The organism is Leuconostoc palmae (genome assembly GCF_019656075.1).
Classification (GTDB): domain Bacteria; phylum Bacillota; class Bacilli; order Lactobacillales; family Lactobacillaceae; genus Leuconostoc; species Leuconostoc palmae.
This window is the reverse complement of the sequence record NZ_BPKZ01000010.1, coordinates 40,459-54,216: the sequence shown is the minus strand read 5'-3', so window position 1 is coordinate 54,216 and position 13,758 is coordinate 40,459. Positions and strand designations below refer to the sequence as shown.

Here is a 13,758-nt window from a genome sequence, read left to right as displayed (position 1 = left end):
TTGACATAAAAATACTCCTATACTTTCATTTTACGGACTGAATAAAAATAGTCCATTTTTTTAGTATAAGAGCACTGCTGTTTGCATAATATTGTTGGGATTAAAAGGCGAAAATGTTATTTTATACATTTTTTTCAAATGAGGAAACAATTGGTTGATATCATCTTGAGACTCGGAGGTGTGATGAATGGATGAGACGTTAACATTTGGATGGTTATATAATAAACGAAGTAGTTCAAGACCACCATATCCAGTAGCGCCAACTATGGCTACATTTAATTTGTTTTCAGGCATCTTTAGGCACCTCCTGATTAGTTAGACTATGTTATAAATATTAATCTCATATGTATTTAAATGTAATAAATATACATTTAAATACTGGATAAAGTAAAAAAACTGTATAAAAAACACCTAAAATAGGTGTTAAGCACGTGCTGGTAATTCTAAGATTTCCATAGCCAATATATGATTTTTACTTTTGGTTCTTAATTCGTTCAAAAAGAATCCATTTTGAAGGTCTAATACGGTATCTAATGCAAAGATAGTTAATGTGTAATCATGCGTTTTATCAGGGGGCATAGGTCCGATGTAGGCTTGATTAATTTTTGGATTAGGTAGTTCTCCACCTTTTTGAACATTGTGCCAAGTTGAATTCATACCGGAGACACCGAGGCCTGTCTCGCTCAAGTTTTCTGGAATACTATCTACGGGTAGGTTAGCTGCTAGCCAATGTATCCAAGGAAAACCAGTAACAGGAACTGCATCATAATCAATCAAACTGACGGTTAATGACTTTGTACCAGTTGGAATTTCAGAGATTGTAATAGGGAAATTGACAGTAGGCATATTACTTGTGCGATATTCTTGAGAGGCATATTTAGCGTATTTATCTGGTATAAAACCATCTTCTAATTTAACTGTCAATTTCATGTTAGTCTCCAATCAGTTTTTTCTTAGTTTGGGCTAGGTGTGCTCGAACGTCAACAGTCATCTGTTTATTATAAACTCGAACTTTGTTGATTGCTTCAATTGCTTGCTCTGCTCGTTTGTCTTTGTTTTTTTCTTTTTTTAACTTTGTTAATAATGTTTTGGCAAAGCGGTCAATAAAGGCTATTTGTAAATCAGATAGGTTACTGCTAAGTTCGATAGCTGTTTGGCTATCGTTTGTGTTAGGTGAATGAATTGCTTTCTGGTAACTATTAAAGAAAACATCTGGATCGACCGTGGTTTCCCAAATAGGAGCCTCTGAAGACATTGTTTTACCATTGTGAGATACTTTAGCAGGCTTTTTCGTTTTTAGAAAATTGAAAAATGACATGATAGATGACCTTTCATAGTTAAAGTAATTATATTTCTATTGTAACGAACATCTGTTTTATTTGGTACAATTAATTTAGAGTATTTCACCGAGGGAAAATATGTCAGCACACAAAACTGTTTTTAATGATAAGCAACGCATTTTAAGATTGTATTCTGCATTAATTAGTCGTCGAGCGTTATCGATTGAGGAAATCGAAGATATGTTTTTTATAGGGCGTAAGACTGTACAGCGCGATATATCAGAAATACGCGATTTTTTACATGATTTGCAAGTAGGAGAACCTGTACAATCTGAAATCGTGTACGATCGCAATTCAAAAAAATATAAATTAACAGAAATGGAAAATCTTTTTCGGGTTTTTGATAAAATCAATCAAATCGATGAAGATAATAATTTATAATCACTTAATGAAAAACCGCTCACACAGTAGCGGTTTTTTTGTGCCTAAACTTGACATTTATATTAATTAAGTTAATATAAATTATGTTAATATAAAAGGGGAATGGTTATGAAAAAAACGATTTTAATAAGTGTATTCGTATTGGGGATTTTTGTTTGTATGTTAGATACAACAATTATGAATGTTAGTTTACCAAGCATTGGACAATATCTAAACACTGGGCTAGATCAATTGTCATGGACATTAAGTATCTATTTGATTTTGTTCGCCTCACTAACGATACCGTTAACTCGTTTAGCAGAAATGTTTGGTATGTTTAGAGGATTTATGTTAGGAACAGCTATGTTTGGTATCGGATCTGCTATTTCGGCTGTATCTAGTAATTTGACAACGTTGCTAGTAGGCAGAGCGATCCAAAGTTGTGGTGCTGCACTAATATTTCCATTAGCCATGACATTAGCCATTCGTTTAGTAACTGGTGAAAATCGAACAAAAGTGATTAGTATTTTAGGGATAACACAAGGTTTAGCCGCGGCACTTGGACCAACTATTGGTGGCGTCATTACGCAGTTACTTGGATGGCGTTGGATTTTTGTGATTAATTTACCATTGGTAATTAGCATGCTTATATTTAGCGCCTGCTTTTTTCCTTTTAAAAACGAAAATCGACAGGTTCAAAAAATTGATATTGGCGGTGCAATATCTAGCATGATGACATTAGGTAATTTATCTATTGGTTTGATTAATGGACGCTTATGGGGGTGGACAAGTTGGGAAACCATTCTTTGTTTAACTGTTAGCGTTTTAAGTTTTATATTGTTTATTTGCATCGAGAAGAAAAGCCAAAATCCAATGGTGCCACTGAAACTATTTGCCGATAAAATGTTTTCTTTAGCTGCTATCATTATTGTGTTAAGTAATGTATTTTTAGTTGCTATTATGGTTATATTACCGAATTATTTTACGAATGTTGGCGGAATGACAACGTTACATGCTTCGTTATTGATTGCACCAATATCATTTGCTATTTTTATTTTTGCACCCATATCCGGCTTCATAAAATCAAAAATATCCGCGCCTTTATTATTAGGTGTGGGATTTATATTAATTGCTGCAGGGTATGGGTGGTTAGGATTTGGTGCATTAAAAGACAACCAGCATACGATGATTGCAGGTGTTCTGGTTGGTATTGGGTATGGTTTGATCACAGGACCTATTCTAGTCATTTCAGCTGGTCAATTAGAAGGGGCATCATTGACAGCATCTCAGAGTGTAACCGGAGTATTGAGACAGGTCGGGTCTATGCTTGCTGTAGCGATATTTATAACTGGTTTGTATAGTGGTTTAGCGCAAGCTAAAACTAACTCAATAGATTATGCTTCAAGACGTATTAATCAAACGCATCTATCTAACCGAGAAAAATTACAAACACTGGACAAAATAAATCATTCAATGACCAAAACAAAGTTCGAAGACACAAATACTACCCACTTACCACCTGAATTTAAAAACGCAGTTGAAGATATAGAAAATCTGACGAAGAATCAATTACGCTTTGCCTTTGAAAAGTTGTATCGTTACAGTGTCATATTTATTCTTATAAGTGCAGTAATTAGTTTATTTTTGAAAGAAAAACGTTTGAAACGAGGTGGTGTATAATGGTAAAAAAGTATGGTATCGGAGGTGTAATCATTGGTAATGAAAGGTAAAGAGGTCATTCTTGGTATTTTAAAGTCAGGACCTCATACAGGATACGAGATCAATGATATTTTACAGACAAGACTAAATCACTTTTTTGATGCGACGTTTGGGATGATTTATCCAACGTTAAAAAAATTAGAGTCTGAGGGACTAGTTGTGAAACAGACAATTGTGCAGACTGATAAACCAAATAAGAACATTTACCAAATTACAGAATTAGGAAGTAAAAGTTTTGATGAGGCTTTGATTGAACCAACGTCTGATGAAATATTTAAGTCTGACTTACTCATGCGCTTATATTTCAGCGCTTATTTACCTGATGAAGAAGTGATTAAATTTTTAGATGAAGAAATATTTAGGAAAACATTGCAGTTGGAATCGTTACAAGAACGTTTAGCAGAGTGGCTCAGTGACGGAATGACATCAACACAGCAAATAACCTTTGATTACGGGATTGCTACGTATACTGCAGCGTTAACTGTTTTGAAATCAGCTAAAGAAAAAATACTGACTAAAAGTATGTAGATTTGTTATAATTGAATTTGATTAGTATGGCATATAGGAGAATTTCATGGCAGAAAATGTGTTATATCGTACATAAGTAGTAAATTCGTTTGGTATTGAAGGACTAGTTAAGACTATTGATAACGATGATTTAACCATTACAACAAGTAGTCCAATAAGTGAGACTCCAGGAACTAATCCTGAGCAATTATTAGCGGCCTCTTTGGCAACGTGTCTTAATGCAACCATAGAAGTAGAAGAAAAGCGTCGGAAATTATCACATCAAAGTGTAGTGCGTGTTGTTGTCGAGATGTTACGTGATAATGAAGGCTTTCAGTTCAACGTGCAAGCGAATGTTTTGATACCACATGTTAGTCATGTAGAGGCGGAAGATATATTAGAAATTGCGCAACGACGTTGTCCAGTAGATAAACTTTTATCTGGTAATAATAATTTCAAAGTCATATTGGTAAAACAGTTTGATTAATATATGAGGAACATGGATGACGAGTAGACAAGGGAAAATATTAGTTACTACAGTGTTAATTCTTATGCTTTGTTTGGTTGGTGGCTATTATATGGTTAGTCGTATAAAAAATTATCATGAGCCATCGAACCAAACAATTATACTGTTACATGGCTATGGTAGCAGTGCAAATGCGACTAATGTTTTAGCTAAATCTATCCAAGATAAAACACATATTACAAAAAGAGAAACCATTAATATCTCAAAATCTGGGAGCTACGAGTTGAATCTTGTTAAGTCTAATAGTGGATACGGGGCAATTTACCAGTTTGATTTTTAAAATAGGGAAATTCTGCACGTCAGGAATCTGATGTTCTAGCAAAATTTTTAAAGCAATTACGTGGCAGTGGTATGAAAAAAGTGTCGTTAGTTGGGCATTCAATGGGAGCAACTGTAGCTGCTACAACAATGCTGTCACATCATCCTGACAATAAACAATATCCGAAAATTGATAATTGCTATTGCAGCCCCATTTAATTCTGGGATGATAGATGGTAAATTTAATCGAACCGCATTTGCAAAAAACGAACTTGATGGTCGCACATCAAAGCCAAAGATGCAAGACGATAACTACCATTATTTTGAACAAAACAAAAACAATATGGATATACAGACTAAAATTATGAACGTGATGGGAGATGAAGGTGACGGGTCTGATGGTGTTGTGACTAATTTTAGTTCGCAATCTTTTAAATACTTTATTAAGCACAACTAAGCATATAGTGTATTAGTGGGCGGAGAACAATCACAACATAGTCAGGTACGTGATAATCCATTTGTTGCCTCTCAAATAGCAACATTTATTAGTCAATAAAAAACACCCTAATATTAGGGTGTTTTTTTATTAAACATGATTTGTCATTTGGTCAAAATCATCAACCATATCTTTAGGTCCAACGACCGACAAAATGTCATTATGATGTATTTGATAACCTGCTTCCGGCGCAACTACAACTTCACCATCGTGTCGAACAGCAATGACATTTAAACCAAATTTTTTGCGAATATTAAGCTCAGATAATGTTTTTCCTGAAAACTCTGAGTTAACAATTTGTACTTCTGCCATGGAGTAGTCATCAGATAATTCAATAAAGTTCAACATATTCGGAGCCAGAAGTTTTCTGGCCAGACGTTCACCCATTTCTCGTTCGGGTTGAACAACAAAATCGGCTCCAATTTTAGTTAGCACGCGTAAGTGTGTGTGATTTTCTGCTTTGGCAATGACATTTTTAGCCCCTAAGTCTTTGGCATTAATGGTTGCTAATATACTTGCTTGCATATTATGACCAATAGCTACAATAACATGATCAAAACTGGCAATGTCAAGTTTGCGTAAAACATCGTCTTCTTGTGCATCAGCAATAACAACTTGTGTTGCAATGTCGCGATACTCATTAACATTTTCCTCACTGATGTCTATACCAAGCACATCTTGACCGTTAGCAACTAAAGTTTTTAATAGCGCTCCACCGAACCTACCAAGACCAATAATGGCATATGTTTGTCGCATAAATTGTTCCTTTCTTAATCTAACCGATGATAACAGATTCTTCTGGGTATTGATATGGTGCATGCTCTCCATGAACATTAAGAACTGAGAACATGACAGTGTAGACACCTACTCGACCAATAAACATAGTTAACATAATGACTAATTGACCGAAATCTGTCAAATGAGGTGTCAAACCTAGTGTTAATCCTGCAGTGGCAAAAGCACTGATGACTTCAAAAATGACGTATTCTAGACCAAATTTTGAATCTGGACTTTGCGTCAGCATTAATAGAAAGGCCAATATAGCCAAAAAAACGATAGAGACAAAAACTAGTAGTAGTGAACGGGTAATATTTTCGTTTGTTAATCGACGCCGAGCAAAGGTAACATCTTTTTTGCCCCGCAGAGCCGCGTGGGTTTTTAATAGTAAAACACCTAAAGTAGTTGTTTTAATTCCGCCAGCGGTTGATCCGGGAGTACCACCAACATACATTAGCATCATCGTTAACAGTATAGTTGCGGGTGACATATCGTTAAAGCTGAATTGTGAAAAACCGGCTGTACGATATGAAATAGACATGAATAATGTATTTGCTAATCGATCAAAGGTTGACAATTGGGTTTCTACAGCCAAATTTTTTTCTGTCAATTCAAATAATAACCAACCGCCAATAATTAAGGCCCCAGTCATAACCAAAGCGAGTTTGGAGTGGAGTGATAGTCGACGTCTGTGATGATAAAGCAGTAGATCTCTCCAAACCAAAAAACCTAGTGAACCAGCGATAATTAATGCTGCGAATATCAATAAAATCCACGGCTGATTTGCAATGGAGACATCATTTTTAGGTAATATGCTAAATCCTGCGTTTCCAAATGCGGAGATGGCATGAAAAATAGCATAAAAAGCACCACGTTTAATGCCAAAGTCATGCATAAAAAATGGGGCGAGCAGACAAGCACCTACAAGCTGTATAATAATCGATAATTTAATAACATAGCCAAAGACAACGCGTGTGTCATACAAACTTTCAAGGCTATAAACTTCTTGAACCATCATTTTGTTGCGCAGATCCATTTGTTTACGAGTAGCTGTAAATAATAGGACCGAAAAAGACATGAATCCGAGTGCACCAACTTCAATGAGACACATAATAATCAGTTGGCCAAAAGTTGTCCAGTGAGTTGCTGTATCTACGACTGTTAGCCCAGTTACAGATGCTGCTGACGTAGCAGTAAACATTGCATCCATAAAGGAATGGCTCATATTACCATGGTGACTAATTGGTAGTATTAAAAAAATAGCACCAACAGTAATAACAGATAAAAATCCTAAAGTTAAACGTTGTGGCATAGAAATATGAGACCAAAAAGTATATCGACGTGAACGATTATGGAATTTTTTCATCTCCGCAGAAGTAGGGAGTTCTATTTTTCGTGACATATCTCTATTATAGCCTAATTACTATGGTACTAACGTTAAAATCACATTCCTATTAATCTAAAAATCGCACGAGGTAAATTAATTGAAATAATTTTGTACAAATAATCATGGTATAATATTGCTTGAAGAAAATCCTACGAACAGCACTTGTCCGTGGATTTTTTTAAAATATTATCAGAAAGTGAAAACATACGTAGTACTTTACTGGGTATGCTCTGAGAAAATAAATGACCGAATCAACACCAGTCATTGAAATGCGACATATCGTTAAGAAATTCGGCGATTTTGCGGCCAATGATGACATTAATTTACAAGTCCAACAAGGTGAAATTCACGCGTTACTTGGTGAGAACGGTGCTGGGAAATCAACCCTAATGAATATTTTGACGGGATTGCTTCAGCCAACATCAGGAGAAATCTTGATTAACGGAAAAACTGTGACAGTGGATTCACCATCAAAATCAGATGCCTTGGGTATCGGGATGGTACATCAACATTTCATGCTTATTGATGCTTTCACAGTAACTGAAAATATCATGTTGGGTTCAGAAATCACTAAAGGGCTGTCGTTAGATACTAAAACAGCGGCAAAAAAAATTCAGGAATTATCTGAGAAATATGGCTTACAAGTTGACCCTTATGCGAAAATCTCTGATATATCAGTCGGTCAGCAACAACGTGTGGAGATATTAAAAACACTATATCGTGGCGCCGATATATTAATTTTTGACGAACCCACAGCAGTTCTGACACCTCAGGAAATTGGAGAATTAATTACAATTTTGCATAACTTAGCCAAGGAAGGCAAATCAATTGTCTTAATTACTCATAAACTTGATGAAATACGTGCTGCAGCTGATACTGTTACGGTGATACGTGCCGGTAAGTCTATTGAGACTTTTCCAGTGGCTGGTGTATCTTCACAAGAGTTAGCTGATATGATGGTTGGTCGAGAGGTGAGTTTTAAAACAGTAAAGTCCGACGTTAAGACAGGGGAAACCGTTTTAAACTTAAACAATATTGAAGTTCATGATGCACGTGGTGTAGCTGCTGTTAAAGACTTTTCACTCGATGTTAAATCAGGTGAAATTGTTGGGATTGCTGGTATTGATGGTAATGGGCAAACCGAGTTGATTCAAGGCATTACGGGGTTAACAAAAGTGCAAGCCGGATCGATTGTTTTACAAGGGAAAGATATTACTAACAAAAAACCTAGACAAATAACTGAGTCTGGTGTTGGTCATATCCCTGAAGATCGTCTGAGATTTGGTATGGAAGTTGATATGACATTGTCAGAAAATTTGTCCCTTCAAACATACTATAAGGCCCCACTTTCCAAAAATGGTATTCTAAAAAAAGATGAAATGGATAACTTAGCTCAAAAACTTGTCACAGAGTTTGATGTGCGTGCAGCTGGCATACAAGTAACAGCTGGTTCAATGTCAGGTGGTAACCAGCAAAAGGCTGTTATTGCCCGTGAGTTAAATCGTGAAAACGAATTAATTATTGCTTCACAACCAACAAGAGGATTAGATGTTGGTGCTATTGAGTATATTCATCAACGGCTTATAGACCAAAGGGATGCTGGAAAAGCAGTTTTGGTTGTAAGTTTTGAATTAGATGAAATACTTAACCTTTCTGATCGTATTGCAGTAATCAATGCCGGGAAAATTGTTGGGATTGTAGATGCAAAAGATACAAATAAACAAGAGTTAGGCTTATTGATGACAGGAATGAGTTTATCTGACGCCAAATCAGCACTTAAACAAGAGGTGGACGCCTAATGACAACACAAAAAAATTCGTTCTCAGTTGCGCTATTTTCAGTTATATTTGGATTGATTATAGGTGCAGTTATTATGCTAGTGTTTGGGTACAATCCAATATTAGGATATGTTGCTTTGCTTGGATCGGCGTTTGGCTCAATGCAAGACATTGGCAGTGTGCTCACACAAATGACACCACTTATTTTGACGGCATTAGGCTTCACTGTGGCTCAAACAGCCGGTTTCTTCAACATTGGTCTGTCAGGGCAAGCATTAGCTGGTTGGGTTGGATCAATCTGGTATGCGTTAACTTTTCCTAGTATGCCCGTCTACTTCATGATACCTAGTGCGATTATTTTAGGCACAGGTTTGGGAGCCCTTGCAGGTGCGATACCTGGATGGCTACGAGCGCAATTTGGTGCGAGTGAAGTGATTGTAACTATTATGATGAATTACATTCTCTTATTTTTGGGGAATAACATCTTACAAAATACAATGTCAAAAGGGATTAAAGTTTCTGCAGAGACGACTAAACAAGTTGGTGCGAATGCTTCACTGCAAATGAAGTGGCTTACTGAATTGACACAAGGTTCAAGTATTTCTTCAGGAATATTTATTTCATTAATTATGATTGTTGTTGTTTGGTTTGTCATGACTAGAACAACACTGGGTTTTGAAATCCGTGCTGTTGGTTTAAATTCGGATGCTGCTAAGTATGCCGGGATGTCTGCAAAGCGTAATGCTGTAATTGCGATGGCCATTTCAGGTGGATTGGCTGGACTAGCTGGAACTATTGAAGGGTTAGGTAATTATTTGAATTTCTTTACTCAAAACGGATCACCTTCAATTGGATTTGATGGCATGGCTGTCGCACTACTGGGTAGTAGTTCATACCTTGGTATCCTTGCTGCTGCCGCAATTTTTTCAGTTTTGAAAATTGGTGGCTTAGGTATGCCAATGTCATCTGGTGTACCATTTGAATTAGTTGATATTGTCACAGCATCTATTATTTTCTTTGTGGGAGCTAGCTACCTAATTAAACTTATCCAGGTGCGCATTAAAGCGATGGATGACAAAGCAGCAACAAATGCTGCAGCAAAAAAAGAACTTAAAGCATCACAATTAGAAGATAAAAATCAGAAAGGCGGTGAATAAATATGTCTTTGATGGCTATGTTATCACTTGTAATTTCTAGCACACTGGTTTACTCAGCGCCTTTAATTTTTACGTCTATTGGAGGTACTTTTTCTGAACGAGCTGGTGTGGTAAACGTGGGTCTTGAAGGTATTATGGGAATGGGTGCATTTGCATCGATTGTGTTTAATTTAACTTTTTCTAATACACTAGGATCAGCAACGCCATGGTTTGGGCTATTGGCAGGAGCGTTGATTGGATTGATATTCTCTCTACTACATGCCGTTGCCACAGTGACTTTACGAGCTGATCACATTATTTCTGGAACAGTGATTAATTTAATGGCACCAGCATTAGGGGTATTTTTAATCAAAGTATTGTATGGAAAGGGGCAGACAGTACCGATTTCACATGATTTTGGTTATGCATCTATTCCTGGTCTAGCAAGTATTCCTGTATTGGGGCAATTATTTTTTGCTAAAACATCTGGGCCGGCTTGGTTAGCTATATTTGTAGCTGTGTTATCTTGGTACATTATTTTCAAGACTAAGTTCGGACTAAGACTGCGTTCAGTAGGTGAAAATCCTCAAGCTGCTGATACACTTGGACTTAATGTTTCAAGACTACGCTATTCTGGTGTTATGATATCAGGATTACTTGGAGGTGTTGGAGGTGCTGTTGTTGCACAATCTATCTCTCTAAATTATTCTGCTAGTACAATTGTTGGACAAGGATTCATGGCAATGGCAGCAATGATTTTTGGTCGTTGGAATCCTATCGGAGCATTAGGTGCTTCGTTATTCTTTGGATTATCACAATCCTTAGCAGTGGTGGGTGCACAATTGCCACTATTGAAGACAGTGCCACCGATTTGGTTGCAAATTGCACCTTATGTTTTGACGATTATTGTTCTTGTCTTCTTCTTCGGAAAAACAAGGGCGCCAAAAGCTGATGGCGTTAATTATATAAAAGCTGCTTAATGGCATAAACCTCTTGGTATCAGAGTCAAGAGGTTTTTATTTTTCAATCGTTAGAAAACGCTTACAAAATTAGGTTATCATTGCTATAATAGGAATAATACAAAACTACTACAAACTTATTTAAAAAATGAGGTAATATATGTTAATCATCATTAATATTTTAAGTATCCCTATCTTTATTGGTATTGCATACTTATTTTCTAATGACAAAAAAAACGTGCAATGGCGATCAGTACTGATAGTTCTAGGATTAGAAGTGCTACTGGCATGGTTTTTTACACAATTCAAAGCAGGCCAAATAGCTGTTCAAGGGGCTTCTGATGGCTTTAACTGGCTAGTATCAGTTGCGTCAAAAGGTATAGCTTTTGCTTTGCCAGACTGGTTAACAGCCAACAATGGTGGCCCAAATTTCGTGACGACAGCATTGTTACCAATATTGTTAGTAGTGCCGTTGTTTGATATTCTGACTTATATTGGTGTGCTACCATGGTTGATTCGGTGGATAGGAAAAGGATTAGCTTTTATAACAGGGCAACCAAAATTTGAAGCTTTTTTCTCAATAGAGATGATGTTTTTGGGTAATACTGAAGTGTTAGCTGTTTCAAAAGCACAGTTGGATCATATGAGTGCACGAAGAAATCTAACGTTGGCTATGATGTCTATGAGTTGCGTGACATCGGCTATTATTGGTGCGTATACACAAATGGTGCCGGGTAAATATGTTTTGACAGCTATACCGTTAAATATTTTAGGCGCGATTGTCATTACGGCTATCTTGAACCCGACAAAAGTTTCTACAGAAGATGATGTTATCGTGAATGTTAGTGGCTTAAATGGTAAAAAAGAACCATTCTTCTCATTTTTGGGAGACTCCATTTTAGGTGCGGGAAAGTTAATCTTGATTATTACTGCTACAGTTATTGCCTTCGTTTCCTTAGCTGCCTTAATTAACCAACTATTTAGTCTGACGGGGATACATTGGTTGACATTAGAAAACATTTTTGGCGTAGTGATGTTTCCGTTTGCTTGGTTGCTAGGATTTAATAGTCATGATGCATTTCAAATTGCCCAGTATATGGGGACTAAGTTAGTGACCAATGAATTCGTAGTTATGGGCAAAGTATCAAAGTCCATTATGGGTAGCAAAGGATTATTTGCTAACGAACATGCTCGTATCGTATTAACTGTATTTTTAACTAGTTTTGCTAACTTTGGCACACTGGGAATGATTATCGGTGCGTTTAAAGGCTTGGTTGATAAAGAAAAAAATGATTACATTAGTTCACGAGTACCATATATGCTATTATCAGGGATTTTAGTATCATTAGTTTCTGCTGCAATGGCTGGATTATTTGTTTGGTAAAATAAACATAAAAAAAGGATGCGAAAACTGCATCCTTTTTTATTTGAGCTGTTGAGCTGTTTTTTCGGCAATTGTCTCAGCTGATTTTTTTAGTAATTCTGATTCGTTAGCTGTCAATGTCAGATCAAAATTGCCCACAACACCGTCTCGTCCAATAATAGCTGGGGTAGAGATATAGCCATCAAAATTTGGATCATAATGAGAAACAATGGCTTGGTTGTGAGCATCTGAGATGACTAATTGAGCGAGAGAAACTGCTGCATGGGCAATAGCAAAATTTGTATATTTTTTACCATCAAAAACTGTGAAGCCCCCTACACGTGCATCATTAGCAACTTTGTCTAAATCAAGACCGTAATTAGTGACCAAATCTTCAGCTGTTTGACCTAACACCTTAACGGTGGACCAAGCAGCAAATTGTGAATCACCATGTTCGCCAAGCATATAACCCTGAACACTATGAGGATCGATGTTTAATGCTGCACCTAATGTACGCTTCAGTCTGGCAGTATCTAAGTAAGTTCCCGTGCCAAAAACTTGATTCGTAGGTAATCCAGTTGCTTTTTGATAAATACCGGTAATCACATCAACTGGATTTGAAATTACAATCAGAACACCATTGAATCCGGCTGCTTTTAAATCTGACCCAACTTGTTGAACTTCAGGTGTATTCGCACGTAATTCAGTAAAACGGTCTCCACCTGGTTCAATCAGTTCAATATGTCCCAAAGCAGAAACAACGACCTCTACATCAGCTAAATCAGCTATAGAACCAGCTCTGACAGTGACATGATGAGCTAGTAAACTTGCGGCATCTTGCAAATCTAGCACTTCAGCGGCTAATTTGTTTTCATTTTTGTCGACCAAAATAAGTTCGTCTGCTAATCCTTGACTAACGATAATTTGTGCAACTGTTGACCCAACATGTCCAATACCAACAACACCTAATTTCCTCATATCGAAAAACCCCTTATTAGTTAAAAATGTGTTTACAATTAAATTATACACATTTTTAGAGAGAAAACGCTTTTTATTTTAAAAATGAATTGTTTCACGTGAAACAGCATAAGGACATGAATCAATTTCATCTCATAATGAAAAAGACTATTTGTATATCGAGTTAGTGATAGC

General features: G+C 36.5%; 17 protein-coding genes. 11 read left to right on the top strand and 6 right to left on the bottom strand.

Going from position 1 to position 13,758, the window contains the following annotated elements; all coding sequences use genetic code 11:
* Nucleotides 1-60: 60 nt before the first annotated feature.
* The 3 genes from K5Q12_RS06280 to K5Q12_RS06270 all read right to left on the bottom strand — a co-directional run bounded on the left by K5Q12_RS06280 (nucleotide 61) and on the right by K5Q12_RS06270 (nucleotide 1,318).
* The gene (locus K5Q12_RS06280) at nucleotides 61-294 is read right to left on the bottom strand and encodes a hypothetical protein (protein ID WP_220742855.1); all 234 of its coding nucleotides are present in this window, start codon (nucleotides 292-294) and stop codon (nucleotides 61-63) included.
* Nucleotides 295-423: 129 nt separating this feature from the next.
* A complete protein-coding gene (locus K5Q12_RS06275) occupies nucleotides 424-930 on the bottom strand; it encodes a YbhB/YbcL family Raf kinase inhibitor-like protein (protein ID WP_220742854.1) in 507 nt (168 codons plus the stop codon).
* 1 nt (nucleotide 931) lies between these two features.
* On the bottom strand, nucleotides 932-1,318 hold the full coding sequence (locus tag K5Q12_RS06270) for a GTP-binding protein (protein WP_220742853.1): 387 nt from the start codon (nucleotides 1,316-1,318) through the stop codon (nucleotides 932-934).
* 100 nt (nucleotides 1,319-1,418) lie between these two features.
* Here K5Q12_RS06270 and K5Q12_RS06265 point away from each other — a divergent pair, with 100 nt between their 5' ends.
* The 7 genes from K5Q12_RS06265 to K5Q12_RS06235 all read left to right on the top strand — a co-directional run bounded on the left by K5Q12_RS06265 (nucleotide 1,419) and on the right by K5Q12_RS06235 (nucleotide 5,167).
* Nucleotides 1,419-1,721, top strand: coding sequence for a kinase (locus K5Q12_RS06265; protein WP_220742852.1), 303 nt, complete (start codon nucleotides 1,419-1,421; stop codon nucleotides 1,719-1,721).
* A 108-nt stretch (nucleotides 1,722-1,829) separates the two neighbouring features.
* Complete coding sequence (locus K5Q12_RS06260) at nucleotides 1,830-3,380, top strand: DHA2 family efflux MFS transporter permease subunit (protein ID WP_220742851.1); 1,551 nt, start codon at nucleotides 1,830-1,832, stop codon at nucleotides 3,378-3,380.
* 33 nt (nucleotides 3,381-3,413) lie between these two features.
* On the top strand, nucleotides 3,414-3,947 hold the full coding sequence (locus K5Q12_RS06255) for a PadR family transcriptional regulator (RefSeq protein WP_220742850.1): 534 nt from the start codon (nucleotides 3,414-3,416) through the stop codon (nucleotides 3,945-3,947).
* 94 nt (nucleotides 3,948-4,041) lie between these two features.
* Nucleotides 4,042-4,413, top strand: a complete 372-nt coding sequence (locus K5Q12_RS06250; protein ID WP_246570514.1) for an OsmC family protein — start codon at nucleotides 4,042-4,044, stop codon at nucleotides 4,411-4,413.
* A 16-nt stretch (nucleotides 4,414-4,429) separates the two neighbouring features.
* Nucleotides 4,430-4,732 carry a hypothetical protein gene (locus K5Q12_RS06245; RefSeq protein ID WP_220742849.1) on the top strand — a complete coding sequence of 101 codons (303 nt, stop codon included), beginning with the start codon at nucleotides 4,430-4,432 and terminating at the stop codon, nucleotides 4,730-4,732.
* A 71-nt stretch (nucleotides 4,733-4,803) separates the two neighbouring features.
* Nucleotides 4,804-4,929, top strand: coding sequence for a hypothetical protein (locus K5Q12_RS07275; RefSeq protein ID WP_373306138.1), 126 nt, complete (start codon nucleotides 4,804-4,806; stop codon nucleotides 4,927-4,929).
* The gene (locus K5Q12_RS06235) at nucleotides 4,901-5,167 is read left to right on the top strand and encodes an alpha/beta hydrolase (protein ID WP_220742848.1); all 267 of its coding nucleotides are present in this window, start codon (nucleotides 4,901-4,903) and stop codon (nucleotides 5,165-5,167) included. Before K5Q12_RS07275 ends, K5Q12_RS06235 begins: the two co-directional genes overlap by 29 nt.
* 129 nt (nucleotides 5,168-5,296) lie before the next feature.
* Here K5Q12_RS06235 and K5Q12_RS06230 read toward each other — a convergent pair whose 3' ends face one another.
* Nucleotides 5,297-5,962, bottom strand: a complete 666-nt coding sequence (locus K5Q12_RS06230; protein ID WP_220742847.1) for a potassium channel family protein — start codon at nucleotides 5,960-5,962, stop codon at nucleotides 5,297-5,299.
* 19 nt (nucleotides 5,963-5,981) lie between these two features.
* Nucleotides 5,982-7,385 (bottom strand): TrkH family potassium uptake protein, encoded by a 1,404-nt coding sequence (locus tag K5Q12_RS06225; RefSeq protein WP_220742846.1) that lies wholly within the window; start codon nucleotides 7,383-7,385, stop codon nucleotides 5,982-5,984.
* Nucleotides 7,386-7,612: 227 nt separating this feature from the next.
* On the opposite strand from K5Q12_RS06225, the gene K5Q12_RS06220 reads away from it, so the two are divergent.
* The 4 genes from K5Q12_RS06220 (at nucleotide 7,613) to K5Q12_RS06205 (ending at nucleotide 12,627) form a co-directional block, all read left to right on the top strand.
* A complete protein-coding gene (locus tag K5Q12_RS06220) occupies nucleotides 7,613-9,169 on the top strand; it encodes an ABC transporter ATP-binding protein (RefSeq protein WP_220742845.1) in 1,557 nt (518 codons plus the stop codon).
* On the top strand, nucleotides 9,169-10,305 hold the full coding sequence (locus tag K5Q12_RS06215; protein WP_220742844.1) for an ABC transporter permease: 1,137 nt from the start codon (nucleotides 9,169-9,171) through the stop codon (nucleotides 10,303-10,305). The genes K5Q12_RS06220 and K5Q12_RS06215 overlap by 1 nt, the downstream gene beginning before the upstream one ends.
* A 2-nt stretch (nucleotides 10,306-10,307) precedes the next feature.
* Entirely contained in the window at nucleotides 10,308-11,264 is a 957-nt protein-coding gene (locus K5Q12_RS06210; protein WP_220742843.1) for an ABC transporter permease, read from the top strand.
* Nucleotides 11,265-11,403: 139 nt separating this feature from the next.
* The gene (locus K5Q12_RS06205; RefSeq protein ID WP_220742842.1) at nucleotides 11,404-12,627 is read left to right on the top strand and encodes a NupC/NupG family nucleoside CNT transporter; all 1,224 of its coding nucleotides are present in this window, start codon (nucleotides 11,404-11,406) and stop codon (nucleotides 12,625-12,627) included.
* A 39-nt stretch (nucleotides 12,628-12,666) separates the two neighbouring features.
* Here K5Q12_RS06205 and K5Q12_RS06200 read toward each other — a convergent pair whose 3' ends face one another.
* Nucleotides 12,667-13,584 (bottom strand): lactate/malate family dehydrogenase, encoded by a 918-nt coding sequence (locus K5Q12_RS06200; RefSeq protein ID WP_220742841.1) that lies wholly within the window; start codon nucleotides 13,582-13,584, stop codon nucleotides 12,667-12,669.
* Nucleotides 13,585-13,758: the final 174 nt, after the last annotated feature.